The organism is Campylobacter ureolyticus ACS-301-V-Sch3b, from assembly GCF_000413435.1.
GTDB lineage: Bacteria > Campylobacterota > Campylobacteria > Campylobacterales > Campylobacteraceae > Campylobacter_B > Campylobacter_B ureolyticus_A.
Map to the genome: position 1 here is coordinate 485,216 of NZ_KE340326.1, position 24,680 is coordinate 509,895.

The 24,680-nt window shown below is 27.1% G+C and carries 31 protein-coding genes; 1 reads left to right on the forward strand and 30 read right to left on the reverse strand.

Going from position 1 to position 24,680, the window contains the following annotated elements:
• Nucleotides 1–2 precede the first annotated feature (2 nt).
• The 15 genes from HMPREF9309_RS02460 to HMPREF9309_RS02530 all read right to left on the reverse strand — a co-directional run bounded on the left by HMPREF9309_RS02460 (nucleotide 3) and on the right by HMPREF9309_RS02530 (nucleotide 12,760).
• Nucleotides 3–290 (reverse strand): hypothetical protein, encoded by a 288-nt coding sequence (locus tag HMPREF9309_RS02460; protein WP_016646348.1) that lies wholly within the window; start codon nucleotides 288–290, stop codon nucleotides 3–5.
• 14 nt (nucleotides 291–304) lie between these two features.
• On the reverse strand, nucleotides 305–1,501 hold the full coding sequence (locus HMPREF9309_RS02465) for a type IV secretion system protein (RefSeq protein WP_016646349.1): 1,197 nt from the start codon (nucleotides 1,499–1,501) through the stop codon (nucleotides 305–307).
• 2 nt (nucleotides 1,502–1,503) lie between these two features.
• The gene (locus tag HMPREF9309_RS02470; RefSeq protein WP_016646350.1) at nucleotides 1,504–1,746 is read right to left on the reverse strand and encodes a hypothetical protein; all 243 of its coding nucleotides are present in this window, start codon (nucleotides 1,744–1,746) and stop codon (nucleotides 1,504–1,506) included.
• A gap of 54 nt (nucleotides 1,747–1,800) precedes the next feature.
• Complete coding sequence (locus HMPREF9309_RS02475; RefSeq protein ID WP_016646351.1) at nucleotides 1,801–2,676, reverse strand: ArdC-like ssDNA-binding domain-containing protein; 876 nt, start codon at nucleotides 2,674–2,676, stop codon at nucleotides 1,801–1,803.
• 41 nt (nucleotides 2,677–2,717) lie between these two features.
• Nucleotides 2,718–2,912, reverse strand: a complete 195-nt coding sequence (locus HMPREF9309_RS02480; RefSeq protein ID WP_016646352.1) for a hypothetical protein — start codon at nucleotides 2,910–2,912, stop codon at nucleotides 2,718–2,720.
• 198 nt (nucleotides 2,913–3,110) lie between these two features.
• Nucleotides 3,111–5,054, reverse strand: a complete 1,944-nt coding sequence (locus HMPREF9309_RS02485) for a type IV secretory system conjugative DNA transfer family protein (RefSeq protein WP_016646353.1) — start codon at nucleotides 5,052–5,054, stop codon at nucleotides 3,111–3,113.
• Nucleotides 5,047–5,448: a hypothetical protein gene (locus HMPREF9309_RS02490; RefSeq protein WP_016646354.1), complete on the reverse strand. Its 402-nt coding sequence runs from the start codon at nucleotides 5,446–5,448 to the stop codon at nucleotides 5,047–5,049. The genes HMPREF9309_RS02485 and HMPREF9309_RS02490 overlap by 8 nt, the downstream gene beginning before the upstream one ends.
• A complete protein-coding gene (locus tag HMPREF9309_RS02495; RefSeq protein ID WP_016646355.1) occupies nucleotides 5,445–6,392 on the reverse strand; it encodes an ATPase, T2SS/T4P/T4SS family in 948 nt (315 codons plus the stop codon). The genes HMPREF9309_RS02490 and HMPREF9309_RS02495 overlap by 4 nt, the downstream gene beginning before the upstream one ends.
• A complete protein-coding gene (locus tag HMPREF9309_RS02500) occupies nucleotides 6,385–6,606 on the reverse strand; it encodes a hypothetical protein (RefSeq protein WP_016646356.1) in 222 nt (73 codons plus the stop codon). The genes HMPREF9309_RS02495 and HMPREF9309_RS02500 overlap by 8 nt, the downstream gene beginning before the upstream one ends.
• 12 nt (nucleotides 6,607–6,618) lie before the next feature.
• A complete protein-coding gene (locus HMPREF9309_RS02505) occupies nucleotides 6,619–7,761 on the reverse strand; it encodes a DNA type IV secretion system protein ComB10 (RefSeq protein WP_016646357.1) in 1,143 nt (380 codons plus the stop codon).
• Nucleotides 7,762–8,988: a TrbG/VirB9 family P-type conjugative transfer protein gene (locus HMPREF9309_RS02510; protein WP_016646358.1), complete on the reverse strand. Its 1,227-nt coding sequence runs from the start codon at nucleotides 8,986–8,988 to the stop codon at nucleotides 7,762–7,764. It abuts the gene before it with no gap.
• Nucleotides 8,972–9,634, reverse strand: coding sequence for a VirB8 family type IV secretion system protein (locus HMPREF9309_RS02515; protein ID WP_016646359.1), 663 nt, complete (start codon nucleotides 9,632–9,634; stop codon nucleotides 8,972–8,974). The genes HMPREF9309_RS02510 and HMPREF9309_RS02515 overlap by 17 nt, the downstream gene beginning before the upstream one ends.
• Nucleotides 9,635–9,757 carry a hypothetical protein gene (locus HMPREF9309_RS09205; RefSeq protein ID WP_016646360.1) on the reverse strand — a complete coding sequence of 41 codons (123 nt, stop codon included), beginning with the start codon at nucleotides 9,755–9,757 and terminating at the stop codon, nucleotides 9,635–9,637.
• Nucleotides 9,754–12,204 (reverse strand): VirB4 family type IV secretion/conjugal transfer ATPase, encoded by a 2,451-nt coding sequence (locus tag HMPREF9309_RS02520; RefSeq protein ID WP_016646361.1) that lies wholly within the window; start codon nucleotides 12,202–12,204, stop codon nucleotides 9,754–9,756. The genes HMPREF9309_RS09205 and HMPREF9309_RS02520 overlap by 4 nt, the downstream gene beginning before the upstream one ends.
• A 259-nt stretch (nucleotides 12,205–12,463) precedes the next feature.
• A complete protein-coding gene (locus tag HMPREF9309_RS02530; RefSeq protein WP_016646363.1) occupies nucleotides 12,464–12,760 on the reverse strand; it encodes a hypothetical protein in 297 nt (98 codons plus the stop codon).
• A 302-nt stretch (nucleotides 12,761–13,062) separates the two neighbouring features.
• Between HMPREF9309_RS02530 and HMPREF9309_RS02535 the strand changes: the two genes are divergently transcribed.
• On the forward strand, nucleotides 13,063–14,673 hold the full coding sequence (locus tag HMPREF9309_RS02535) for a relaxase/mobilization nuclease domain-containing protein (protein WP_016646364.1): 1,611 nt from the start codon (nucleotides 13,063–13,065) through the stop codon (nucleotides 14,671–14,673).
• 381 nt (nucleotides 14,674–15,054) lie between these two features.
• On the opposite strand, the gene HMPREF9309_RS02540 is transcribed toward HMPREF9309_RS02535, so the two are convergent.
• The 15 genes from HMPREF9309_RS02540 to HMPREF9309_RS02610 all read right to left on the reverse strand — a co-directional run bounded on the left by HMPREF9309_RS02540 (nucleotide 15,055) and on the right by HMPREF9309_RS02610 (nucleotide 24,331).
• The gene (locus HMPREF9309_RS02540; RefSeq protein ID WP_016646365.1) at nucleotides 15,055–15,333 is read right to left on the reverse strand and encodes a type II toxin-antitoxin system RelE/ParE family toxin; all 279 of its coding nucleotides are present in this window, start codon (nucleotides 15,331–15,333) and stop codon (nucleotides 15,055–15,057) included.
• Nucleotides 15,323–15,589 (reverse strand): hypothetical protein, encoded by a 267-nt coding sequence (locus HMPREF9309_RS02545; RefSeq protein ID WP_016646366.1) that lies wholly within the window; start codon nucleotides 15,587–15,589, stop codon nucleotides 15,323–15,325. The genes HMPREF9309_RS02540 and HMPREF9309_RS02545 overlap by 11 nt, the downstream gene beginning before the upstream one ends.
• A gap of 28 nt (nucleotides 15,590–15,617) precedes the next feature.
• Entirely contained in the window at nucleotides 15,618–15,848 is a 231-nt protein-coding gene (locus HMPREF9309_RS02550; protein WP_147568306.1) for a hypothetical protein, read from the reverse strand.
• Between the two features lie 504 nt (nucleotides 15,849–16,352).
• Entirely contained in the window at nucleotides 16,353–16,913 is a 561-nt protein-coding gene (locus tag HMPREF9309_RS02555) for a HepT-like ribonuclease domain-containing protein (RefSeq protein ID WP_016646368.1), read from the reverse strand.
• Nucleotides 16,906–17,229 carry a nucleotidyltransferase family protein gene (locus HMPREF9309_RS02560; protein WP_016646369.1) on the reverse strand — a complete coding sequence of 108 codons (324 nt, stop codon included), beginning with the start codon at nucleotides 17,227–17,229 and terminating at the stop codon, nucleotides 16,906–16,908. The genes HMPREF9309_RS02555 and HMPREF9309_RS02560 overlap by 8 nt, the downstream gene beginning before the upstream one ends.
• 56 nt (nucleotides 17,230–17,285) lie before the next feature.
• On the reverse strand, nucleotides 17,286–17,609 hold the full coding sequence (locus HMPREF9309_RS02565) for a hypothetical protein (RefSeq protein ID WP_016646370.1): 324 nt from the start codon (nucleotides 17,607–17,609) through the stop codon (nucleotides 17,286–17,288).
• The gene (locus HMPREF9309_RS02570; protein ID WP_016646371.1) at nucleotides 17,606–17,833 is read right to left on the reverse strand and encodes a hypothetical protein; all 228 of its coding nucleotides are present in this window, start codon (nucleotides 17,831–17,833) and stop codon (nucleotides 17,606–17,608) included. Before HMPREF9309_RS02570 ends, HMPREF9309_RS02565 begins: the two co-directional genes overlap by 4 nt.
• Nucleotides 17,834–17,843: 10 nt before the next feature.
• Entirely contained in the window at nucleotides 17,844–18,119 is a 276-nt protein-coding gene (locus HMPREF9309_RS02575; RefSeq protein ID WP_155827308.1) for a hypothetical protein, read from the reverse strand.
• Nucleotides 18,120–18,167: 48 nt separating this feature from the next.
• Entirely contained in the window at nucleotides 18,168–18,425 is a 258-nt protein-coding gene (locus tag HMPREF9309_RS02580; RefSeq protein ID WP_016646373.1) for a hypothetical protein, read from the reverse strand.
• Nucleotides 18,426–18,809: 384 nt separating this feature from the next.
• Entirely contained in the window at nucleotides 18,810–20,033 is a 1,224-nt protein-coding gene (locus tag HMPREF9309_RS02585; RefSeq protein ID WP_016646374.1) for a toprim domain-containing protein, read from the reverse strand.
• On the reverse strand, nucleotides 20,033–20,737 hold the full coding sequence (locus HMPREF9309_RS02590) for a TrbM/KikA/MpfK family conjugal transfer protein (RefSeq protein ID WP_016646375.1): 705 nt from the start codon (nucleotides 20,735–20,737) through the stop codon (nucleotides 20,033–20,035). The genes HMPREF9309_RS02585 and HMPREF9309_RS02590 overlap by 1 nt, the downstream gene beginning before the upstream one ends.
• Nucleotides 20,734–21,183, reverse strand: coding sequence for a hypothetical protein (locus HMPREF9309_RS02595; protein ID WP_016646376.1), 450 nt, complete (start codon nucleotides 21,181–21,183; stop codon nucleotides 20,734–20,736). The genes HMPREF9309_RS02590 and HMPREF9309_RS02595 overlap by 4 nt, the downstream gene beginning before the upstream one ends.
• A gap of 103 nt (nucleotides 21,184–21,286) precedes the next feature.
• On the reverse strand, nucleotides 21,287–22,276 hold the full coding sequence (locus HMPREF9309_RS02600) for a type IV secretion system protein (protein ID WP_016646377.1): 990 nt from the start codon (nucleotides 22,274–22,276) through the stop codon (nucleotides 21,287–21,289).
• Nucleotides 22,273–23,199: a hypothetical protein gene (locus HMPREF9309_RS02605; RefSeq protein WP_016646378.1), complete on the reverse strand. Its 927-nt coding sequence runs from the start codon at nucleotides 23,197–23,199 to the stop codon at nucleotides 22,273–22,275. Before HMPREF9309_RS02605 ends, HMPREF9309_RS02600 begins: the two co-directional genes overlap by 4 nt.
• A 4-nt stretch (nucleotides 23,200–23,203) precedes the next feature.
• Entirely contained in the window at nucleotides 23,204–24,331 is a 1,128-nt protein-coding gene (locus HMPREF9309_RS02610; protein WP_016646379.1) for a hypothetical protein, read from the reverse strand.
• Between the last annotated feature and the right edge of the window lie 349 nt (nucleotides 24,332–24,680).

Genomic DNA, 24,680 nt, shown 5'->3' on the forward strand with positions numbered 1-24,680 from the left:
TTTTAATCCTTTATATCTATATTTTTTAAAATTTCTAAATCTTTATTAAATATTTTTCTTAGCAATTCTTCACATTTTATATTTTCAATACAAAGATCATAGAAAAATTTAATTTCATGTTTAAAGTGTTTACTATGTTTTATATTTCTTTTATGGTGCGATATATAAATTTTAAATCTTTTAATGCAATATAGTGCTATATCGCCAAGAATTTCTCTTTGTCTTTCTATATCTTTGAACTTTGAAGCTTCTAAAATTTCAAAAATCCATCTATCTCCATTATTTTTCATTTTGCTGTTCCTTTTCATGGTACTGCATACCCACCTCTAAATTTTTTATATGTATCATAAATCTTGCCAACTCCTTTTCCCATGTCTTTCATTGCATTTGCTGTTGCTCCTGCACTAATACTTGCAATTCTAGCCCCAGCTGAACCACCAGTTGCTCTTCCTAATCCACTCATAGCTCCACCTAAGAAACTTTTACCCATTGATTTTGCAGTAAGTCCACCAAGGAATGTTTTTCCAGCTATAGCTCCTGTCATTAATGCTCCACCTACTCCACCTGCTCCACTTTCCATTTGTGTTCCTAAAACTGCATTTATCCAATTTGGAATTTTCTTTATAATGTAATATGCTGTAATGCAAGTAATTGTTCCAGTTAATAAATATTCGAATTGTTTTACGAATAAATCGCCTATATTGTTTTCATAATTTGCAAGTTTCATAATTGGATTAATTGCTAAATTTAAAGCTATAAATGATAATGGTGCAATAAGAGCATATGATAAATAAAGCTTATACCAACTCCATAAATATGGTAAAAATCCCCTATAAATTAAAAAAGGGATAATGATAGGCATTGTGCTTAAAATCAAATATGCCATAAATGTTGATATGAGTATAACTGCTGTAATTCCTACTAGTAAAATAAAAAATATTATGTAAAATATCCAAAATGGTATCATTGCAAAAATAGTAAATATTCTTGATGTTAGGGCATCTATAGGATTTTTAATTGTAAAACCAAGGAAATTTACACCACTTGAGAATTCATTTTTTCCATACTCCCACATCATCTTTCTTATATTTTCGACTTGATTTAGAGCATCTGTTATCATTGCCCCAAAATCTTGACCTTGAAACATTGATCCAACTATACCTTTAACCATATTTACTGGAATATTTAACACATACAAAGCACCTTCATATGCACCATATGAGCTAAGTGTTGCAAAAATAAAGCATAATATAATTATGTATTTTATGGCTTTAAAAAGTTCTTGATTTGTTGGGTATCCATTTTTTAATTTATCAAGTAGCCAAAACATTACAATTATTGAAATTACTGTAAGCGATGCTGATGAATAAACTAAATCGTGAGCTCCATTATAAAATTTTTCAAATAAACTAAACACATTATCTTGCATTACCCCTTGAATTTTGTCTAGCCAATTACTATCTTGTAAAAGCTCTTTTGCTACTTGTTTTTCATTTGCCATTTCTATATCCTGCCTATAATTTTTGTTTTTACTCTTTTTAAGGCTTTACCATTTCCCAATGGTATAATTTCTGTTGCTTCTTGTATTCTTTCGTTCTTTGAATTTGTAAATTCTTTTATATCTATATTATATTTTTCATTGCTATTTATTATTTCTGTATCTTCACTATTTTTGCTATTTATTTTTGTTTTATTATTTATTTTATTATCTGATAAGCCTAAAAAATTTAAAAATTCAAATAACATTTTTTATCCTTATAATTTGGGGCTTTCGCCCCATCTATCCTAAGTTTCATAAATTTACCTTTCCATGCCCCTGTCTTTGGTTTGCTTTTTAGCTTTGTCTTGTTCTTTGCTCATATCAAGCTTTTGTGCTGGATTGTAATAATCAACTCCTTTAATTTGTGCAATGCTTAAATTATCTAGTTGTTTTGCTAAATTTCCACCAATTCCAAGAGTTTTTCCGTAATTTACTTCTATTTCAAAAGGTTGACTTTTTGCTTTTTCCCGGTAGTTCTGTATTGCAGTTAGGTCTCGTTCTTTTATTTTACTTTCATCAAGCCCATTAAACTGACTTACATGGTAAAGTGTCTTAGTTTCAAGTCTTGGCTTGATTGGAATTTTTTCTTTTACTGTATAAGTGATTGGTTTTCCGTCTTTATCAAGCCTATCGTTTCCATCCTTGTCTTTGGCAACTGCTTTAACTTCATTGCCGTTTTGATCAAGTTTTGGTCTTATTTCATGAGTTGCGATATATAACATTTTTACACCATCAACTCTTGCATCTTTACCACTTTTTGTTTTTAGAACTTCACCAGTTTTTTCGTCGTGTTTAAGCTTTAAAACTCCACCCATCGCATTACCTTGCTCCATTGTTACAAATTGAGCTTTATCATAACCTTTGATTGCCATTTCAGCTCTTAGCATCATGCTGGTTTCTCTTGAGTATGTTTTTCCAGTTGAGGCGTTATATGGCATTGTATTATCTACTTGTTCTTTGGTCATATCCTTTTGCCAGTCTGCCTTTGCTGTTTTATGTGCTTCAAAAAGCTTGTATTTGACATGTTTATCAAAACTCTCTTTTTTCTCCACATTACTCATTTCATTCCAGCTTTTTCTTACTTCTGCTTTTTGTTCTTGCTTTATTTCTGCATTAACTTCTTTTTTTCTTGGCATTTTGTATTCCTTATATCTGTTGTTTACTCATAACTTTTGGGCTATGAGTCTGTGTTGGGTTCGTTTTCATCAAAATCTTCTAAGCTTTGATTGGATTTATTTAAATAATCCCACTCCTTGCTTTCTTCATCGCTGATTTCAAACTCACCATCTTCGCTTGTTTCAAATTGTTCGGCAAGATGTTTTTCATATTCTTTATATGCTTTATCTTGTGCTAATTTTTCTGCATAAGTCATTTTTTACTCCTTAGGATAGATTTAGAGCTTTTTAAGACTCTAATCTAAATCTTATTTTTTTCTTAAAATTTAGATTAAAATCTTTAAAAAATAATAAAATATAAAATAAATAAATTATATATTCACTAATTTTATTAATAAAATAAGAAATAAAATATATAATTTTTTACTAAAATTAATATAATAAAACAATAATTTTTAATCCCTTTCAACTTTGATTTTTAATGATTTTAATAACTCATATTTTTGATTCCTTTCCTCTGTCTTTTTTAATTCTTCTTCATTTTTTATTTCTGTTTGAACTTGCTTTAAATTTTCATCTTTTTCTTGATTTATTTCTTTTTCTTTATTTCTATCTTTTATATTTGTATTTTCTGTCTTATTGTTTGTTTTGTTTTCATCAGTTTTTTCTTTATCTTCTAATTTTATTTTATCTGCTCCAGCCCATTGTTTCATCTTAAACCAATAAGGAACTTTTGCTTTAATTGGCATTTTATAAAAGCCTTTTACTAGAATTATTACATCGCTACTATCTTGATTTTTAAGATCTTGTGAGGTTACTAATTTTTTACCTTCTTTACTTTTTGAAATATTGCTTTTTAATAAGTCCATATTTCCTTGACTTTTACTGATTTTAATATGTGTATAATCTCCTATTAGCTCACTCGTATCTTTTGCGTCTTTATCACTATTCATATTAAAAATTATTTGATATCCACTATTATTTTTAACTATATTTGTGTCGTCATCTCCGTAGTATTTTTTAATTTGCTCATAGCTTTGAGTCACAAATACTGGTAATAGTCCGTAACTTCTACATAGTGCTGGTGCTTCTAATAAAAATGGCATTTTTCCAAATCTTACAAATTCATCTAAATAGCAATATATAAATTTATCAGGGTCTGAGTTTTCTTGTCCACTCATTAACTTTTTAAATAATGTTTCTATAAAAATTCTAATTAAAGGAGCTAAAATTTCCATATCTTCTGTTTGAACTACTACATACATTGAGAGTCGCTTTTCTCTTAAGTCTTCAAATGCAAAGCTCATTTTACTTGTTGCATTTGCTACTTGCGGATTACTAAAAACTTTCATAAATGTATCATAAGTTGATTTTATACTTGCAAACTCATTTTCGGCTGCTTTTGAATAGGCTCTTGCCTGATTTCTTGTGCTTGGATCAATACTTTCATCAAAGCTGGTTTGTTTTAGCCAAATTTTAAATGTGTCTGCATCATAATCTCTTTTTCTAGGCTCACTTGGGTCATCTTCGTTTTCAGGAAGCATTGCTTCTTCTCCAAATTTTTCATCTAAATATTCAAAGTAATCCATTTTTGGAGCTTCTGCAAGTTGAGAGAGTGTTGCATGTTTATCTTTTTGCATAAAATATTCGGCAAAGAATACAAACATTGTTTTTGCTGATATTATCCAGTGATCATTTTCTTTCCCTTTTTCGCCTACAAAAATTGTAGAGGCTATTTGTTCTGCCAATTTTTTAATATGAATGTATTGCATATCTTTTACAATTGAGTTATCAAATGGATTAAAAAACAGTGTATTATCCCAGCTAAAAGGGGAGAATAATTGAACTTCATTATTGAAATTTTTCTCTCTATATCCAGCTGTTTTTTGATATAGTTCACCTTTTATATCAAGTACTAAGCATGAATTTGAAACACTTAGCAAATTAGGAATAATCATACCTGCTGTTTTACCTGAACCAGGGGGTGCGACTACTAGTGTTGATAAAGGTTGGGTAGCTCTTATAAATTTAGGATTTTCGCTCTCAATATCTAAACATCCTAGAACTAGACCTGTGTCATAATTTATTTTCATTTTTTTAAAATCACTTGGTGTTGCAAATCTAGCTGAGCCGTATTCTCCATTATCTTTTAAAAATGGAAATAGCCACCAAGCCAAAACTACTAAAAATGGAGCAATTAATAAAAATATAGCAACATAAGCCTTTAATTTAAGTGTTGGCTCTCCAATGTTTTGCAATATTTGAAGTGCTACTACTGGAACTTTGACTAAAATTGGATTAAAAATTACTTTAATCATAATCAAATACAATATTACACCCATAAGTATAGAGATGATAAACATTGCCAACCACTCTTTTTTACTAAATTCCTTATCCATTTTCTTCCTTGTTTAAAAACTCACTTGGTGTTTTAGTATGATTTACTCCTATGTCTATTTCTAATTTTTTTATTTCTTTTTTTAAATCGTTAATTTGAGTTTGTAATTTACACATATTTTTTTTTAAATCGTTTTTAGCTTCTTTAATGTTTGTAATATCTGCATTTAAGTGATATGCTATTTGATTTAAATTTGTTCCTACATGATTTAGTTCTTGTACCAATTCACCAATTAATCTATTTCTTATTTCAATTTCTTTAAGAGTGTTTGTATATTTCTCTACGCTTATTAATTTTCTAACAACTGATGATTTACTTTCTTTTTTCTGTTTAGCAATTCGGTTTAATACTCTTATGTCAGTTTCATTTAAATATATATGTTGTCTTCTCTTCATAATCCAACCTTTTGCATATCAAGTGCTTTTAAATTTAAAATATCAGTGACTACTCTTTTGTTTTTAACTCTTTCAATTTGAATTATGTAATCAATTGCTGTTACAATTAAGCTATTTAACATTTTATCATCCACGCTTGTTAATCCACCACCTAGTATCACATTTGTTTTAATAGCTTTAATAGCATCTTTTGGACTATTTGCATGAAGTGTGCTTAAATTTCCAGCGTGTCCTGTGTTATTTACTCTTAAAAATGAAAAAGTGTTTCTGATGTCAATTTCTCCTAAGAATAATCTATCAGGTCTTAATCTCATAGCATTGTCTATTGCTATTTGATAACTATAAATTTCAGTTGCAATTTTTGGAACTGCAAGTTGTGTTTTATTAATGTTTTCTACTCGTAATTCTTGACTATCTTCAATTGTTACGACTCTTTCGTTTTGGTCAATTTCGCCCATTAAAGAGTTTAAAAAGCTTGTTTTTCCGCTACCTGTTCCACCGCTTAATAATATATTTTTCTTTTTTCTGATTAGCTCTTTTATCTTTTCATAATTCCAACCATCATTTTTTACTTTATCGCTTAAAATAAAACTTTCTAATTTAAAAATTTCTTTACTTGGTATTCTTATACAAATAGATATATCACTGTTAAAAAGGCTAGATTTATGCTGTGCTTGAACTCTATATCTTAAATATGGACTTGGTAACTCACACGATAAACTGCAATGCATTTCATCAAATCTTTGATTTCTTCTTGTTGCTAATTCAATTAAAAAGTTATTTAAAAAGGTAATGTCTAGTTTTGGGTCATGCATTATTTCCCAGTGATCTCCATAATCAATGTGAATTTCACAAGGCTTATTAAAAATAATCTCATTTGCTTTTAGTGTTAAATATGGCTTTAAAACACCTAAAATATTATTTAATATTACACTTTCACTCATTACCGTTTTCTTTCGTAAAATTTGCTTGGATTTGATTAGCTAAGTTTTGCTTTTCTTCCATTAGTTTTTCTAGTTTTTCTTTTTCCTTGTCTACATTTGCTTGTGCTTTTTCTGTAATTTTTATCTGGTTTGAAATCTTTACAAGTAATTTATCATTTGCTTTTTTATTTTCGATTTCAGCTTTAATTTGATTTTTTATATTTTCATATTCCATTTTTTATCCTTTTTAATCATTAAAATATTGCATTAACACTTCGCCATTTTTTGGTTTTGCAAACCACATATGATTTGTTGGCACTAAAAATATCCTACTACCACTTTGAATTTCAATTGTTGGTTTTATTTGGCTTTGTTGTTGGATTATGTCTTGAACTACGCTACTTATATCGCTTTTTGCATTTGAATACACTTCCGTTGCATATTGGTTTGAATTTTTCATTTTTGATGCAATTGTTAGAAGTAAAGCATTTGTAACGGTTGATATTGAATAAGCTATGCCGTATCTTTCCCAGTATTTATTATTGACTGCACCAACTGCCCCATTCATTCCCATATTATCAGCAACAATAGCATCAGTTAGCATTATGTTAATACCTTGTGGAGTGATAATTTCTCTCCACATAATTTCCAATCTTTCATGACCAATTTCTGTATCGTTTGTATAAAATCCTATTGCTTTGCTTCCCCTTGGTATTAATACTGCTTTTCCCATTGTTGCGTATATATCTTGTTCTATTTGAGCTGTTACGACCCCATTTAAATCTGAACTGATTGCAGTTGTTAAAATTGCAGGTATCATTCTTCCAGCTCTGATTGTTCTATAAAGCCTATGTTCATTTGTGCTTATATCTATACTTTTTTGATTTGAAAAGCCATCAACACCAAATTTTGAGCTTTGATTAATGCTTGATATTTCACTTCCACGATCTGATAAAATTTGAGCTCTGATTAGTTTTTTCATTTTATATTCATAAGCTCTTTGATTATCCATTTGAATTTCATTTTTTAATTCTATTTGTTGTGTTTTTAAAACTTCTTGTTTTTCTATTGCTTTTTGTTTTAAATTTTCTTGTTCTTTTAAAGTATCTTCTGGGCTACTTGTTTGCTCATTTGGTTTGGTTTTTTCTTCAAATTCATCAAGTTTTTTAATAACTTCAACCATACTAGCTCCATCTTGTTTTGGTTCTTTTTTACCAGCTTTATAAATATAATCATCAACTGGAAATTTAGAATTATTAAACAGATGATCCAAATTTGACTGATTTTGTAAATTTTTCATTTCTTCGTCTGTGAAAATATCACCACCAAAAAGGGGAGATGATAAAAATACAATAAGGCTAAAAATCAGCGTTTTTTCCCTTTTTTTCATTTATATTCCCCTTAATTTTTTTACAGCTTCGTGTTCTTGTTTTTCTTTTTTATTTTTTATTATTTTATTATTGTTTTTTATTGTTTCTTTTTTGTTTTCTATATTTAAATTCTTTCTTTCTTCTCTTCTTTGAATTTCAGCTTGTTTTGGTTGCCTATTTACACACACATAACTATTTCCACTTTTAATTGTAAATTTTGGATTTGTAGTTTCTGCTATGATGTAATCTCCTACTATTCTTGTTTCTACTGGACTATCTTGTTTATCAATTACTGCAAAAATTGCTGGAATTTGTGGCATTTCATCTTTTGAGTATTTAAAATATGTAAATTTTTTATCGTCAAATATTTCAGCTGATAAAAGCCATTCATTTTCTTCTTTTGCTTTTTGAGTGTATCCACTATAAATATCGCTTTTTTTGACTTTTACTTCTGCAATGCCATCTTTTATTATTTTATATTCTTTATTGATTGCTTCTTGTTTTGCTAGTTTTATTTTTTTTGCTTCTTCATCTTCTATTTTTATCACAAAACTTGGATCATTTACATTTTTATAGTCTGTTGAAAAAAGATAAAAAGTATGAATTTTTCCATCATTTGTAAAAATGGTTAAGCTTGTATCTATTCCAATTAATTGTGGAATTATGGCTATAGCATTTGCCTTGCTTGGAATTTGTGCTATTTTAAAGCCTTTTTGGTCTCCTAGTATAAAATTATCTATATCGCTTTCAAATATTAAAGTTGTAGCCATTGCTTGACGAGTTCTTATTTTATGTGTTTTATTTGGGGTGTAGGGTATTGTTTTAGTGTTTTCATAACCACTATATTTTTTTGAGTGAAATTTTTTCTGTAATGCTTTTAAATCTTGATTTCTCATAGCTCCTTGCATTAGCTCTAGCTCTTCTTTGCTAAAATCTATTACTTCCATATTTGCATTAAAGCTATCTTGTGAATTGTGAAAACTTTCTATATTTGGTTGTGTTTCTTCTCCACGCATCCCAAGTGGATTTATTTTAAAATTCGATCTTATATTTTTGTTTATATCTTTTTCTTTATCGTTAAATATGCTTTCGCCCATTCCTTGTTGCTCGTTTGCTAATTCTTGGGTTTGCTTCATAATGGCTCTTATTTCATCCATTTGTGCTTGGCTTAATCCAGCATCGTTATTGTTTGCATTTAAATTTAAAGCAAACATTGCAATTAGTGAAAATTTAATTAAATTTTTCATTTTTTACCTTTTCATCAAGTATTTGTGTAACTTGATATTTATTTACAATGAAGCCAGTTGGATTTTTCATTACATCTGCATATGTGTTTCCATCTGTTATAAAGTCATATTCCAATGCACTTCTATATTTTTTATAACTTACTTCTGTTCTTCCTGCATTTGTGATTTCTGCTTGAAAGTCAATTGTTGCGACACTACTACTCAAAAGAGAGACATTTAAAATCTGTATATCTCTGAAGTAATTTTTTGCTGTGTAGATTGAATTTGGATTTGCTACTAAATTTTGAAATGCTTCCCATACTTGACGACTGCTTTGCGTTCTTATTTCGTTGTATCTTTCTATATCATCAATTCTATTTATCATTTCTCTATTTTTTACATAACCTGCAAGAATGCTTTTTAAAAGCTCTTCACTATTTCTAACATTTAAATCCGTATCATCTATCGTCACAAATCTTGCATCAGCTTCTGAAAATTTTAAAAGCACAGGTTTTGTTTCTTTTAAAGGTGTTAAAAAAATCAATGCTACTGATAAGCTTATACTAACCACTGAAAGTACTATTATTATGTAAAACATATAAGCTTTTATCGTTCTTTCTGTTTTAAAGATGAAATTTGGATCTACTTTTTTATCTTCAAATGCCATTTACCCAACCTTAATTAAACTACTAAAAGCACAAGGGCTGATTTTTTCTATTTTTTTTGGCTTATCTGCACATCCAGTTAAAAAAATCATTAAAACTCCCATAATTACTGCTATTTTTTTCATTTATTAGCTCCTTTATCTTCTATATAAAATTTACGCCAATGTTTTGGACTATCTTTTTTTAGTTGTTTTAAAAGCATTACCTTATCTGAGCTTGATGAAAATACTTTCATATAATCGCCAAGTCTTGATAAATTTATATCTAATTTTGCACTTTCGTTTCTTTGTTTCATCATTAAAAGAACTTGCCTTGCATTTGAGTTTGTCTCTTTTAAGAATTTAGCTTCTGTTGGTGTTATTCCGATTGAATTATTAAGTTGTTGTATTGTTTCATCGTTACTTGTTGGATAAATTATAAAATTTGCAATATTATCTAAAAATGATGATCCCCTTTCAATTCCACTAAACAAATTAATATTTTGAAAACCCATGCACATTACACCACCTATTTTTCTTACTTCAAGGATGGCTTCTAGTATTTTTTCTTGCATTGTAGGATCTTGTAAGTAATCTTTTAATTCATCTATAAAACAAAAAAAGCCACGCTTTTGGGTGTTATTTTTTGCTTGATTTTTGAGTTTATGAAATATATACATGGCTGTTAATCCAGACGCTTTTTTGTCACTTAATATTCCATCCATATTTAAAACTGATAGTTGTTTTGTAAAATTTAAAGCATCTTCTTTGTTATCAAATATTGAGTCTTTAAAATTTCCAAATCTAGTTTTTAGTTTTGCTTCATCTTCTGCTGGAAGTGATGTTATAAAATCACTCAACGACATTACTTGATCATCTTCTTTGTTGTTGTAAATTCTTTCTACTGTGCTACTTATATCTTCTATTGCTTTGTGTTCATCATTTTTAACTTCAGCCATAAATCTTAGCCACATTTTTAAAAAGTCTTTATTTTCGTTTGTATTGGATAAGCTAAATGGATTTAATTTAAAATCGCTACTTTCACTGTCGTGGTATTCTCCATCCATATAATTTGTAAAATTATGCATACCACGAAGCTTATCCATTGCAAATATGTCTATTGGATATTTAAATAAATTTGTCATTAAAAATTGAGCAAGTGTTGTTTTTCCGCTACTTGTTCCACCCATGATCATTGTGTGTCCACTTGGACGATCACCTGCTGGTTGGCAGTGAAAATTAAATAAAAAAGGTGTTCCGTTTAAGTGTTTAAATGTAGTTACTGCTTCATTTCCCCAATCGTTTTGATTAAAGCCAGTTACTTCATTTTCAAAACTAGCAATTGTTGCAAGGTTGCTTATGTTTAATGTCTTTTTTCTTGCGTTTAAATTTCCACGACTTGGAAAAAAGCTAAAATATAAAGCTTTTTGGTTAATTGTTTCTCTAACTACATTTAAGCCTTGATTTTCAAGTATATTTTTTAATTTATTTGATTTCTCGTCTAATTCATCCAAGTCGTATGCTAAAGCATAAATTGAAAAGCTTGTCTCTACTAGGTTTTCTCTATCTGCTTGGACTAACTCCATTAATTGATCAAGTTCTGCTTTAACTAAATCAACCGAAAATGTTTTTGTGTCTTTAATTTTTTTAAGAGCTTTTCTTTTTTCATATGGCTTTAAATATATCATTACCATAAATTCGTAATTACTTTTAATTAAATTTGATGTAATAATTGATTTTATTTGCTCTGTCTCATATGCTTTTACGCTTACAAATCTACCATACTTCGTTCTTCCATCATTTAAATGAAATTCTATATAATCTTTTTTAAACTCAACATCTGAACTAATATAACAATCTGTAATTAACTCATTTGTGTATTTCAAATTTGTTTCTTGTGCATTCGAGTAAGTTGCATAAAAGTTTAAAATTTCATCACCATCCATTTGTCTTGGCTGATAAATTGATAAATGATTTTTTATGTTTAGAAGAGTTTCTTTTAAAAGCTCCATTTTTTGAGTTAAATTTACACTATCTTTATTTTCTTCCCTTTTTTCACTTGTTACGCCCGTTTTAAAGCTTTCGAGCATACCTGTTATATTTTTTGTGACTGTTGAAATAAATAAAAAATATCTAATTTCATAAATATCTTGATTAATTTCCCATTTTTTTATGATTTCGTTTGCATATGGATTTATATCTTTTTCTACATAGCTTTTATTTTCTTGTTTTCTTTTTTTGATAATTAAATTAATTTCCACATCGTTTTTTAGTGTTGTAAAAAACATTACACGGCTTAACAAATAATCAGTCTCATCGTCTAAGCTAATTCCTGCATAGCTTGTCCCTTTTAATTCTACTCCAATACAAACATTACCATCTTTTGTAATAATAAAATTTTCATCATATTTACAAGCGATATTATTTTCCTTTGCAAGAGTATAAATTTGTGGTTCTTTTAGCATTATTATTTCATCGGCTTTTTTATTAATTCCAGATAAAAAACTATTTTTATTTTTCTTTTGTTTTTTATCTTTTTTGTTCTCGATGTTTTTTTCTTGCTTTGGTTTTTTAAAATTTTTAAATAGAGTCATTTTATTTCCTAAGCATAAAATTTGTTTTGAGATATTTTCATTTTTGAGCCAATGATGTCATATATATCTTCGTCTAAGTATTCAATTGTGAAAAAAAAGCAATATAAAAATACAACTACGATTAAAGAATATAAAATCATAATGAACCAAAAAATAAATCCTATAATGATTGTTAATCCTAGGCTTGTTGTAGTTAAACCTAAGATTTTTGTTTTTTTGGTAAGATCCATATAGCAATCTGTCACAATCATTTTTTAACTCACATCATTGATGAAGATAATGCATAAACTATTCCGATAATTGCCAATGCACCAAATAAAAGTTTTGCATTGTTTTTAAAAGCTTCAATATTAAAATAAGCAATTAAAAGCATAATGACTATCCAAAGTCCACCGAACGTAATTGAAATCGTATTAACAATAGAGGCTACGCTTTTTCCAACTTCTGTGATTTGAGTGTTTGCAGCATCTGATAATTTTTTAGCTATATTATCTCCTCCACCTGCAGCAAATGAACCTGTTAAAAAAAGAGTTAAAAGTAAAAAAAATTTTTTCATTTTTTGTCCTTGTTTTTTAAAAAATTTAATATTTCAAGCACTATACTAAATTTTCAAAAGCGACATTTTGTAAAACGAATTTTTAAAAGTTCGGTGTATTCGCACTTATAATTTTTGATTTAATTTTAAAATAAGTTTTCATTTACTTTTTAATTTTTTTACTTTGCTTATAGTGTCGCTGTTTGAGTTTATTTTTTTAAAAAAATATCTTTGACAAAATGTTCCGATTAAAAAAATTTATTTTTTTGCTTATTTTTTTAAATTTTAGGGTAAATTTCTGCCATAAATTGATAAAATTTCTATTGAGTTACTTTTTTCATCTAGTTAGAGCTGGACGAACTAAATACACAAAAAGTCAACACAAGTATGTTTCTTTTAGTGGTGGTGGATTTTCAAAAGCTGGGACTTCTTTTTCAAAAAATAATTTTTCAAAGCAATCAGTTATAAAAATGATTTCAAATTTGCCACAAACTTCCATTAAAAGATGTATTGATTATACTTTAAAAAATTCTATTGATGGACTTGCTATTGATGAGAATGGCGACAAGGTAAGCAGTGATGAGATAATGAAAGGTTGGAGCAAAGATTTTGGCAAAAATTTAAACTCAAAAGATGCATGGCATTTGATTTTTTCAATTAATGAGCCATGCAATGATGAGAAAAAATTAAATGCTTTATGTGATGCTGTTAAGGATACTTTGGGAACAAATTTTACAGGTCATAAATACGCTTTTGTTTTACACACTCATCAAAACAATCCACATGTCCATGTTGTTTTAAATAAGAGAAATATTTTTACAAATAAAAAAATTCACTTTAATTCCAAAGCTGAGATTAAAGATTTCTTTGATGAAGCTAGAACAAATTTTGCTTTTTCTTTGGGAGCTAGAGGACTTAAATATGAAAATAAAAACTCACTTTCAAAAGATTTAAAATTAGAGTTTTCAAAGATAAAATCAAGTGTTAGGCTTGAAGTTGATGATTATACTGCTAAGGATAAATTGCAAGATTATTATTTCAACATGGAGGATAAAAATAAAGAAATTTATAAAACTACTAAAAATAAAATTGAGACTATGAATGATGAATTAAATATCCTTAAAAAGCAAAATGCCGAGCTTTTGGCGTTATTCTTACAATATGTAAAAAAGAAAAATAAAAGATCTTATAAACTAGCTAAACAATTAAAAGAAAATAATCAAATAATTTATAAAAAGAATAAAGCTCTTTTAAATGAAATTAATAAACTTGATAAAATTTCATATAAAACTAATCAAATTAATGAGATGAAAATGGCTAATTATAAAGACAGATCACAGGCTCTTGTATTGCTTGAAAATTTTAAATACAACTATCATAAACTCTATCCAAAGGGCAAGAATGCTACAAAATCTGACTTTGAAAATTATAAAAAAGCATGTAGGGCAATTGCAATTTACCGTAAAAGGCAAGGTGATGATGCTATAAAATACTTTGATGATAGTTTGATGGCTTCTAGGATGATTGGTAAAAATAATAGTCTTTTTAAACTTGGTAAAAAACTTGAAATTTTAGATAAAAGCTTATATTTGCTGGAGCATTCAAATTTGAGTGATGATGACAAAAAGGGCTATAAAAAGCGTTTAAATGATAATAAGGAGTTTATTATTGATATTGCTAAAGACCGCTTTAATTTCGTGCAAAATAAGCTTTTAAAGGCTGATAAAATTGATAGAAATAATTTTTTATTTAAAGAGTATTTTAAAGGTGTGGCTGTGCTTAATGTAACGCCTGATGATGAGCTTTTAAAGATAAGAAATAAGCAAGTCCTTATGAAAGATATTTTAAAAGATAACTCATACCATAGAAATAATAACACAATTAAAAAAGATAAATTTAATAGTATTGAAAAAAGCAGAGGTGGTAGAGAATAGTTTTTCTTTTGCATTTGTCTGTATTTTATTTAAAAAACAATAAATATTAAAATAAAACTAAATTAAATAAACGAAATATACTAAAAAATATCAAAATAAAAAGCATAAAAAAATATAAAAATAAAAATAATATTTAAGTAATTGTTAATTTTAAAAAATACTTTTCCCTTTTAAAAAATTTAAAAGTCAATACCTTTGCCATATCCGACATTTTGTAATTTTTTGATATTTTATAAATATGAGTAAAATACGATAAAAAGGGATAAAACTAATTGTTTTAAAATATTAATTAAAACTTAAAGTTTAAAAATGGATTGAAGCTTGTATTTGAGGCTACTTTAAATACAAGCTCCGTCTGATTATAGTGTATTTTTTTAAATTTTAGGGTAAATTTCTGCCATAAATTGATAAAATTTCTATTGAGTTACTTTTTTCATCTATATAAAATGGTATTACATAATTTTTAAAAATTAAATCACGGATTTGTTGATTATTAAAGGCTGTGCTTTTTCTATGTTTGTATGGCATGAAAGTTATTTTTTCTATGGCTTCTAATAAGCCATCATAGAATTTAACAGCATTTGCTGGACTATCTTTCCATATGAAGCTTACTATTTCATCAGTTCTCTTTTCAAATTTTTTATTATACTTAATTTGCATACTCACCAAGCCTTGCAAATAATTCTTTTTTGTGTTGTTTGAATTCATCATGACTTATAAATTCTAATTCTCCACGCTCTCTTTGTGCTAAGATTTCTCTTAAGTCATCCTTATCGGCTTCTGAGAGTTCATATTCGCTATTTGGTTCATTTTTTGAGTAAAATATCTCTGAATTTGGATCTATAGCTCTTACTATATTTTTTATTGATTCAATCACTTTTGAATTAATGTTCGCATTTATTGTTATAGTTTGCATGTTTACCCTTTTTTATTTGTATTAGTTTTTAATTGCCAAGTCTTTCAATGTTTTCTATCATATCATCAACTGATGGACTATATGTATATTTCTTTTCGCAATATTTCGCATCAAGTGAATAATCTCTTCCGAGAGACGGCTCATTTCCAACATATCCTTGGTTTCTTAATTTCTTGTATTTTGCCATTATTTTTTTACACTCTGCTTCTGTAGGCTCTGAATTTTTTTGTGTTTGTTGTACTTTCGGAAGCTGTGGCATCTTAATTTCGCTACAAGCCGTAAAGAACACAGCAATTAAACTCAATGTTAAAATTTTACGCATTTTAAAAACCTTTCTAGTTAATTTATAAAATTATAGCATATTTTTAATGCTATTTTAATTCGTAATCTTTTTTTCTTTTACATTGTAATTATACTATTTTATAGCTTAAAAAATAATAAATATTAAAATAAAACAAAATTAAATATACTAAATAAACTAAAAAATATAAATATAAAATAGATAAGATAACATAAATATAACAATAATATTTAAGCATATTCTAAGTTAAAATCCGCTTTCTCTCCCCCTTTTAAAGAAAAACAGTTAAGATATTATCATTACCGACATTTTGTAATTTTTTGATGCTTGGTAACCACTCACAAAGCACCACAGAAAGGGGAAAAACAGAATGTATCATAAACTTAATTAATGCTTAAAGTTCAAAAACGGATCTTGAGTTTAAATTTGAGATTATATTAAATTTATTGTAGCAAATTGCTATTACCTTGATCTCTCTATTAAATTATCTTTGGATATTTTTTTAAATTTTTCAACATAGCTTTTATCTAAATTGATTCCATTTTTTTGCAATTCAGCATATTGTTTTTTAATACTATTAACAAGATCTCTTTTGGCTTGTGAAATTAAAATATTTTGTTTCTTGTTTAAATAATCTATTTTCTTTTCTAAATCTTTGCATATTGTTTTTTCTTTTTCTTTTACGATTTTTTGTAAATCTTCTTTGAGGCTTGGAAGCTCTTTTTCTATGGCATCTTTAACAATATTTTTATTGATATTATCATAATCGTGCGATGAAAAATTTCTAATATCTCTAATTCCTTTTAAATCTTTTTCTTTAAGTCCATTTAATGCTTCTTTGTTGCCCTCTTCTTCTATTTTCTTAAATTGCTGATGTATTACATCAAAATGTTTCATAATGGCTGGTTTTGTGAGTAACTCATCTTCTAATGCTTCTGAAATGCCCTTTGTTTTGCAAATTTCATTTATTTGATCTATTTTTTCAATAGCTAGTTTTAATCTTCTAATGACTTTATTAGACATATATTGCTCCTTTTACTATTTTGCTTTTTTCTATTTCTTGTTTTGAATAAAAATCACATATGTCAACTGGCTTATTAAAATGTTTTGAAATTTTATTTTTTAATTGGTCTAAATAGTCAAGTGCTTTAAATGCGTGTAGTCTATATAAAAATTTTTCTTTATCTGCTAAAACCACTATATCAATATCTGAATTTTCATCTGCATAGCCGTCAGCATAACTTCCAAAAAGACCAATTCCATTTATTCCATCTTTTTTTAACTGAGGTTTTATTTCAGATAAATATTCAAGTATTTGTCTTTGTGATAAAATCGGCATTTATACTCCTTTTAAAATTTCTTTTGAGTTATCTTTTGGCATTATAACATATTTATCTAATCATAATTTTTCCGTCTTTTTTCAAACTCTTCATAAATTGGCATTAAAATTTCATCTTTATGATTAATAAAATCAAAGCCTAAAGAATTTAAATAATCAGCCATAAGTTCAATACTGCTTTTTAAAAATACAAGCTCTTTGTTGCTGATATTTGATAGCTCCGTCACTTCAAGTGGTAACGGAGAATTGATTAACTCTTGCATTATTTCATGTGTTCTTTGAAATTTATTATAGCTTTTATCTATCATGGGCTTCCTTGTGCTAAATTTAATTATTTCATTTAAAACTTTTTGTTCTTTTTCTTTGTCTGGGCTACTCATTCTAATTTTCCTTTTTCATATTCATAGTATTCTAAATTTTCTGTATAAATTTCAAAATTACCACATATGTCATAAAGCTTTTCTCTCCAATACATTTCTCTTTCCGAGCATTCTTCATCTGTTGCTTCTATTAATATTTCTAAAATTTTTTTTATATATTGCCCGTCTCTATATTTTTGAAAACAAACTATATAATTTATATCTTTTGCCTGTAATATTTGCATTTTGCTATCCTTATAATGGTTTTTTAATAATTAAATCTATCTTTTCTTTTTGTTTTAGATAATCACCCATGAAATGATTCTTAACCGCTCTATCGAGCCAGCCTTTAACTTCATCTCTTTCTTCTACCTTACCTACATACCACGGCGAATAACCATCATGTTTGCAATATGGCTTATGTGTGTACGACTTCATATGCAATCTTGGCATGATTTCAACAACCATATATTGGCAACTTCTTTGATCTATAACAAAGGCTAGATTACCATTTTGTTCTAGTACTCGCATTCTTCTATTTCCCAGTTTTATACTTTTCATTTTTTTATCCTTTTATTTTTAAAATTTAGGATTATCTAATCGTCTAATTTCCAATACTGTTTCTTCTTTGTATTCGTCTAGATTGTTTAATACTTCTTCTTTATTACTAATTTCGCATCCAAATTGCTCTGCTAACTCTATGATATATTTTTGTAAGTCAACACAATCACATACGATGTCTTCGTTTGCATTTGTTTCATTTAAGTCATCCGACCAGCGACAACTATTTAAGTCTCTTTTTATCATTTGATGTTCGCAGTATTTCATGTAACCCATCTTTTATCCTTTTTAAAAATTTTGAGCAGTGTATCGCTCTTTTTATGAGTTAATTATACCGTTTTTAAACTTAAAAAATAATAAATATTAAAATAAAACAATATTAAAATAACTAAATAAACTAAAAAATATAAATATAAAAACAATAAAAAACATAAAAATAACAATAATATTTAAGCATATATTAAGCTAAAATCTGCTTTTTCTCCCTTTTAAAAGAAACACCGAAGCCGTTTGGATACGGCACATTTTGTAATTTTTTGACATTTTGCAAATAGCTACAAACCACGACAAAAAGGGGAAAAACAAAGGATACTATAAACTTAATTAGAGCTTAAAGTCCAAAAACCACTTATAGTATTATTTGATTAGTTATTTTTTCTCCTATCTTGATTTCGAATAATCTCTTGATATTTTGTTTTCTAATATATTTAATCTCTTATAACATTCTCTCATTCCTTGAATGCATCTTACTTTTGGCTCTATTTCTTTAAATTTGGCTATATTTTGGCTAAATAATTCTTTTACTTTTTTATCCTTTGCGTATGGTTCTAAAATGTCATATTTCTTTTGTAAATATTCAACATTTTTTTTAAAGTCATTTATTGGCTTTAAAAGGCTTTCTTTATTGATATCTTTATTATCTAGTCCTAGTTCTTTGCCTATAACTAAATCATCGCTAAAATCTTTTAAAATTGGTGTTATTCTTTTTGTATTTGGTATAATTTCTTCTACTATTTTGCAAAATTCTTTTCCACGATCATCATTATCAAAGCCAAGCAAAAATTCAGCATTTGGAGCTAGTTTTTGAAGTGCTTTTAAGGCTATTTTCTGCGATTGTGAAATTTGACCGTTTGTTGAACAAAGCAAGGTTTCTTTTAAGTTGATGTTATTAATTTGTGCGTATGATAAAGTATCTATCATGCTTTCACAAACTACTATATTTTTAAACTCTTTTGGATTTTTATTTGCATCATCAGCTTTTAAAACTTCTAAGCCTTTATTTCCATTGCAAAGCTGTTTAATTGGCTTATTATATGGTTTTCCTTGTGGATCTTGTGTAATTGGGCTAGAAAGATAGCTAATTGTCCCAGTTTGTCTTAAATACTCTTTATTTCCATTTTTTGTTTGTATTGATGCTAATGTATAAGTTGGAACTACTACATTTTTATATTTTTCATCTTGTCTTAAAAAGCTAAACCTTGATAATAGTTCAATATTTAATTTTCTTTTACTTACAAAAAATGAATTTTTATCTACATTATTCATTTTCTTATATTTATCTATGATTTTATTACTATTTCGATTTAAATTTATTATTGGTTTAATACTGCTTTTTAATTCTTTTATTTTATTTATGTTATTTGTATCTATTAAATCTGAGGCTTTAATTCCACGATTTTTGGCAAAATTATAAATATTTCCTTTGTCCTTATCATCATTTGGATTAAAATATAAATAATGCCCATTTTGTTGGCGTGATATAACTATTGTATCTGAGTTTTCATTTGTAAGTGTTTTGTAATTTTGGCTACTTTTCTCTCTTTTTTCAAAGTAGCCATTATTTCTTAAAATTTCATCTAGTGGAAGTTCTACTAAATTTTCCATTATTCATCATATACCCAGCAATTTTTGTTTATTTTATCATTTTTATAATATTTTGGTTTGCAAAAATTCGATGTGTTTTGTTTACAAAATTTATAATTACTTTTTTGCATTTGTACTGAATTTGGATTTTTTGTATACAAATTATCATATGTTTTTTTATCTATCATAGTCATTGTAATGCCTTGATTCCAATCTTCTATATTATAAAAATTTGTAGGGCATGTATATTTAACTTTAATATCTGTATATTTACTTGTTTTGAGTAATTTGCAACTCTCTGGCAAATTTGGATTAATTCTTGCATGAGTTGCAATTTTTCTTTTTCTCATTCTTTCACCAACATATTCTATTTTATACTTATATTCTACCCTTGTATTTAAATACTCAATATTGCAAGGCTCAGAAATATAGACTAATATATCATCTCTTAATCTTTTAAATTCAGTATCTTTTTGATCCGCACCATCTGTTGGACATAATTTTAAAAATGATTTTCTTGCATTTATTGTATCTTCCCATTTTCTTTCTTTTATTGAAAAAAATCTATCCAGCGATGGCTGACATTCTCCAGGTTTTACACTACTGCTCAAGCATAAAATTGCTTCACAAGATAGTTTTACATCTCCTGTTAATTCTCCAGCATTTGTAAAGCTTACTAGGGCAATACTGCCCATTAAAGCCTTTAAAATTATATTTTTTTTCATCTTTCTAACTCCTTTTGAGATGTTTTATTTTTATTTGATTGCTGTTCCCAAGTTTTAATAAAATCTTTTTCTATTTTTTTATGCAGTTTTGGATAGCTGTGTATAAATCTATCATGATTTATATCTGCATTTTTAATTTTGTTATATGCTTTTACAAAGTTATATTTTTTTCTAATATCTTCGTAAAGTTCTTTTTCTGCATCCATTTGCTTTAAATTTGTTGTTATGGATACATTAAAAAGTTTATTTAAGAATTTTATATCTTTTTCTTCTGCGTCTTTGTTTTTTATTATTAAATTTAAATATTTATTTCTTTCTTGTTCGTTAAAATTAAAAACATCAGCTAAGGTTTTGCCTAGTTTATAATTCATCTCTTTATCTTTTTGTTTTGTTGTTTTGTTTGAGTTTATATAGTTTTCATATTCTTTTTTGGAATTTTCAAGCATTTTTCTTTTTTTGAATTGGCGTTAAAAGGGGTGATAGTTTTTTTAACTCTTCTACTTCTTTTATTGCTTTTTCATAATTAAGCGTTTTCATTATTTAAAATTTCTACTTATTCATAAACATAAATTTAGGTAGTCCTAGCTCATCTTTTGGCAATTTTCTTTTTTCAGGTTGAAATAAATCATCATTTCTTTTATATTCAACTACTTTTTGTTTAAAACTGTTTTCATCTAAATTTTTAAAATTTGCATCATTACTCATTTGTCTGCCTGATGCTATGGTGCTTGTATAATTTATATTTAGTTCATATTGTTGCTGTAAATTCTCTAAAATTTTAATTAAAATTGAGTTTGTAAGTGCTTGGGCTTGTTTTTGATTATTTGCCTTTCCTAGCTGTTTTGAAAGCTTTTTTAAATCATCTTTCATTTTAGCTCTTGAGTATGGATTTGTTTTATCTGCATTGTTAAATGTATCTTCAAAGCTTAGAAGCATATTTGTTCTTTTTATATTGTCTCGCTCTTGCAAAAATCTTTCAGCGTTTTTAATATTATCAATTTGAGTTTGTAAATTTGCTCTTTCTATTGGATCTATTGTTTTTTCCATTTTTGTTGTAATTTCTTCTATTGTTTTGCTTATATTTGCCCCATCTCTTAGTGCATATGTACAACGATTGACTTTGTCTTTTATTGTAACTGAGCTTTTTTTAATAGATATTCCAAAAAAACTACTATTTTTTTCCAAAAAGGAACAAGCAGTTTGTACTCTCGCAATATTTTTCATAACATCTTGTGGTATATTATTTACATCATCGTAAATGCTTTGCATTTGATTTATCATTTCTTGTGCATCGCCTAATATTTCATATACATCATTCATATCTACACCAAATTCTTTCATTTGCTTTTCAAAATTTAGAGTATCTTTTACCATTTGCTCGTATTGTTTTATCTGCTCTGCATAGTCTTTTAGCGTTTGTGTATATCCCAATACTGCTTGGGCAATTGCAGCAACATCAATTGTTGGTATTCCACTTGCATTTGCATTGCCTAAAAAAATTGTAATTGATGCAATTACTGATATAGCTGTTTTTTTCATAATTCTATACCTTTGTCATTATTTTTTTCTTGTTTTTGAAATTTTAAGTAAGCTTCTTCTAGCTTTTTTGTTGCTTTTGGATAGTGCTTTTTAAATCTTTGCGTATTGATTTCATTACCTTCTTTTATTGCATGATTCATTCTTGTGTCGCCTGATCCATTTTCTAATTGATGATAAGAGCTTACTAGTTGATTTATGTTGCTAGTGTTTTGAACCATTTGAAAAAAATCTTTTTCTTTATTCATCATTTTTAGTTCTTGATTTGCTTCCTTATAGAGAGAATAGTTGTTTTCTTTAAATAAGTTCATTAGCTTTTCATCTTCTTTGTTTGGTGTTAAAATCTTTTTAGTTGGATCATCTTCACTAAACTCTGTTCTTTGACTTATGCTTTTTAGTGGTTCTTCGATTTCTTTTATTTTATTCATATATTTGTTTTCTTTTGTGGCGTCATAATCATGTGCTTTTGCTAATGCATAATTTAGTCCTACATAGGCATCTTTTTGCTGTAAAAAATCATTATCATTTGATTGTTTATAGTTATTTATTTCTTTTTCAAGCATTTTTCTTTTATCTACTGGGTTCATTTCGTTTTCCTTTGTTTTTTCAAGTTCCATTACTCTGTGTTTTAATTTAGACATTTTTTCTACAAATTCACACCTTTTTTCGTATGGTGCATTTGTTTTTATAGAATATTCTTTATCGGCTTTAAGCCATATATTTTCCATAACAATATCAAAATCCTTTATTCCGTTGTAGTCAATATTCCACCAAAAACCTTTTTTTGGGTTTTTATCGTCACTTACTCCAACGAAAATATTTTCTTTTTTTCCAATGTTAATATATTCTCCATCTACAACTTTTAAACCAACTTCTTTTGCTATTTTTATATGCTCTTGATTTATTCTTTCTTTATTTTCAATCATATATTTATAACTCCCTTGATCTATCATTTTCTTTATTTTTTGTTTTATCAAGTATTTTTTCTTTTGTTTTTTCCAATGTTTGATTTACTTCTTTATACATTTTTGGATATGCGTTTTTAAAATTTGGAGTTTCTTTATCTATTGTTTCCATCATGTCTTTTATCTTATAGTAGCCTTTGATATCAAGTCCTTTATTTTTTTCTTTTTCGTATGTTGTTCTTAATTTTGCATAATTTGAGCGTTCTTTTTCTATATCATCAATTCCACTTTTGACTTTTTTTCTCTCACTATAAACTTCTTTTACCAAATCACCCACTGCTTCTTTAAATTTTGGACTATCAAACGCAAGTTCTAGTTTTTCTTGTCTTTGTCTTGATCTTACTTCGCTTTCTTCTTTTCCTTGTTTTTGAAGAATTTCTAAACTTCTATCAAGTTCTTGGAGTGCAGATATTATTCCATTTACCCCATTCGTATTCATTAAATTATCAATTGCATTATTGAAATTTGCTTCTAGCTTTGATTGTTTATCTTTTAATTCTTCTAATTCTTTTTGGTGTTGAAGTTCTAATTCATCAGCTTTTTTACTCCAATCTATTTGTTCTGCTTCTGTTTCTTGTTTGTTTTGTGTATTTTCTTTGTTCATTTCTGTTTTATTATTTATTTCTTTTTCTTTTTTGTCTTGATCTTCTTTTATGGTCTGTTCTTTTTCTTTTATTTGTTCATCTATTTTTTCTTTTTCTTTTAAAATGTCTAGGCTTTCTTTTAAAAATTCATCTTTTTCTATTTTGTCTAAGCCATTTTTTAAATATTCGCTTTTTTCTTTTGTTCCATTAAATTCTATAATCTCTTCTTGTTTTTGTTTGATTTGTTCATCTATTTTTTCTTTTTCGTCAAGCGAATTTAATGCTTCTTTAGCGTTTTGAGATAAATTTTCATCTGATTTGTTTAAATTTGTTTGAATTTCTTTTTGTTTTTCTTCATTTTCTTCCAGTTCTGATTTTTGTTTTTCATTTTTTTTAATTTTTTCTTGTGGTTTATGACTTTGAAATGCTTCACTTATGCCCATATCCATCTCTTGTTCGGCTAAATAGCCCCATTCTGAAAGTTGTTCTTGTGTTAAATCATCAGCCATTTTCAAGTCCTTTTTCAATTATTAACTATTTAGATTATTTTACTATCATTAAAATTTAAATTGGCTGTAAAAAATGCCACACAAAAATACCATTAATTATAAAAGTAAGCTCACAAATGCCTTTAAAATTAAAAATAAAATTCTTTTTGTGTCCTTTTCCTTACTTTTTATTTTAAATTGCAAAAATACCCCTTTAAATTGATTTAAATGCGTATTTTGTTTTATAAACAGCATTAATATTTTAAATATTACTACCTATAACGATATTTTTAAGAAAATTTTAAGAATTGCCTTAAAATTTTAATCTAAACTTAAATACAAAATCTATTTTTGTCTCTTACTAAAAATT

What these genes read in the sequence shown, in the direction of transcription:
- HMPREF9309_RS02460 (WP_016646348.1), bottom strand. Translation starts at nt 290, where the DNA reads ATGAAAAATAATGGAGATAGATGGATTTTTGAAATTTTAGAAGCTTCA.
- HMPREF9309_RS02465 (WP_016646349.1), bottom strand. Translation starts at nt 1,501, where the DNA reads ATGGCAAATGAAAAACAAGTAGCAAAAGAGCTTTTACAAGATAGTAAT.
- HMPREF9309_RS02470 (WP_016646350.1), bottom strand. Translation starts at nt 1,746, where the DNA reads ATGTTATTTGAATTTTTAAATTTTTTAGGCTTATCAGATAATAAAATA.
- HMPREF9309_RS02475 (WP_016646351.1), bottom strand. Translation starts at nt 2,676, where the DNA reads ATGCCAAGAAAAAAAGAAGTTAATGCAGAAATAAAGCAAGAACAAAAA.
- HMPREF9309_RS02480 (WP_016646352.1), bottom strand. Translation starts at nt 2,912, where the DNA reads ATGACTTATGCAGAAAAATTAGCACAAGATAAAGCATATAAAGAATAT.
- HMPREF9309_RS02485 (WP_016646353.1), bottom strand. Translation starts at nt 5,054, where the DNA reads ATGGATAAGGAATTTAGTAAAAAAGAGTGGTTGGCAATGTTTATCATC.
- HMPREF9309_RS02490 (WP_016646354.1), bottom strand. Translation starts at nt 5,448, where the DNA reads ATGAAGAGAAGACAACATATATATTTAAATGAAACTGACATAAGAGTA.
- HMPREF9309_RS02495 (WP_016646355.1), bottom strand. Translation starts at nt 6,392, where the DNA reads ATGAGTGAAAGTGTAATATTAAATAATATTTTAGGTGTTTTAAAGCCA.
- HMPREF9309_RS02500 (WP_016646356.1), bottom strand. Translation starts at nt 6,606, where the DNA reads ATGGAATATGAAAATATAAAAAATCAAATTAAAGCTGAAATCGAAAAT.
- HMPREF9309_RS02505 (WP_016646357.1), bottom strand. Translation starts at nt 7,761, where the DNA reads ATGAAAAAAAGGGAAAAAACGCTGATTTTTAGCCTTATTGTATTTTTA.
- HMPREF9309_RS02510 (WP_016646358.1), bottom strand. Translation starts at nt 8,988, where the DNA reads ATGAAAAATTTAATTAAATTTTCACTAATTGCAATGTTTGCTTTAAAT.
- HMPREF9309_RS02515 (WP_016646359.1), bottom strand. Translation starts at nt 9,634, where the DNA reads ATGGCATTTGAAGATAAAAAAGTAGATCCAAATTTCATCTTTAAAACA.
- HMPREF9309_RS09205 (WP_016646360.1), bottom strand. Translation starts at nt 9,757, where the DNA reads ATGAAAAAAATAGCAGTAATTATGGGAGTTTTAATGATTTTTTTAACT.
- HMPREF9309_RS02520 (WP_016646361.1), bottom strand. Translation starts at nt 12,204, where the DNA reads ATGACTCTATTTAAAAATTTTAAAAAACCAAAGCAAGAAAAAAACATC.
- HMPREF9309_RS02530 (WP_016646363.1), bottom strand. Translation starts at nt 12,760, where the DNA reads ATGAAAAAATTTTTTTTACTTTTAACTCTTTTTTTAACAGGTTCATTT.
- HMPREF9309_RS02540 (WP_016646365.1), bottom strand. Translation starts at nt 15,333, where the DNA reads ATGCAAATTAAGTATAATAAAAAATTTGAAAAGAGAACTGATGAAATA.
- HMPREF9309_RS02545 (WP_016646366.1), bottom strand. Translation starts at nt 15,589, where the DNA reads ATGCAAACTATAACAATAAATGCGAACATTAATTCAAAAGTGATTGAA.
- HMPREF9309_RS02550 (WP_147568306.1), bottom strand. Translation starts at nt 15,848, where the DNA reads ATGCCACAGCTTCCGAAAGTACAACAAACACAAAAAAATTCAGAGCCT.
- HMPREF9309_RS02555 (WP_016646368.1), bottom strand. Translation starts at nt 16,913, where the DNA reads ATGTCTAATAAAGTCATTAGAAGATTAAAACTAGCTATTGAAAAAATA.
- HMPREF9309_RS02560 (WP_016646369.1), bottom strand. Translation starts at nt 17,229, where the DNA reads ATGCCGATTTTATCACAAAGACAAATACTTGAATATTTATCTGAAATA.
- HMPREF9309_RS02565 (WP_016646370.1), bottom strand. Translation starts at nt 17,609, where the DNA reads ATGAGTAGCCCAGACAAAGAAAAAGAACAAAAAGTTTTAAATGAAATA.
- HMPREF9309_RS02570 (WP_016646371.1), bottom strand. Translation starts at nt 17,833, where the DNA reads ATGCAAATATTACAGGCAAAAGATATAAATTATATAGTTTGTTTTCAA.
- HMPREF9309_RS02575 (WP_155827308.1), bottom strand. Translation starts at nt 18,119, where the DNA reads ATGCGAGTACTAGAACAAAATGGTAATCTAGCCTTTGTTATAGATCAA.
- HMPREF9309_RS02580 (WP_016646373.1), bottom strand. Translation starts at nt 18,425, where the DNA reads ATGGGTTACATGAAATACTGCGAACATCAAATGATAAAAAGAGACTTA.
- HMPREF9309_RS02585 (WP_016646374.1), bottom strand. Translation starts at nt 20,033, where the DNA reads ATGGAAAATTTAGTAGAACTTCCACTAGATGAAATTTTAAGAAATAAT.
- HMPREF9309_RS02590 (WP_016646375.1), bottom strand. Translation starts at nt 20,737, where the DNA reads ATGAAAAAAAATATAATTTTAAAGGCTTTAATGGGCAGTATTGCCCTA.
- HMPREF9309_RS02595 (WP_016646376.1), bottom strand. Translation starts at nt 21,183, where the DNA reads ATGCTTGAAAATTCCAAAAAAGAATATGAAAACTATATAAACTCAAAC.
- HMPREF9309_RS02600 (WP_016646377.1), bottom strand. Translation starts at nt 22,276, where the DNA reads ATGAAAAAAACAGCTATATCAGTAATTGCATCAATTACAATTTTTTTA.
- HMPREF9309_RS02605 (WP_016646378.1), bottom strand. Translation starts at nt 23,199, where the DNA reads ATGATTGAAAATAAAGAAAGAATAAATCAAGAGCATATAAAAATAGCA.
- HMPREF9309_RS02610 (WP_016646379.1), bottom strand. Translation starts at nt 24,331, where the DNA reads ATGGCTGATGATTTAACACAAGAACAACTTTCAGAATGGGGCTATTTA.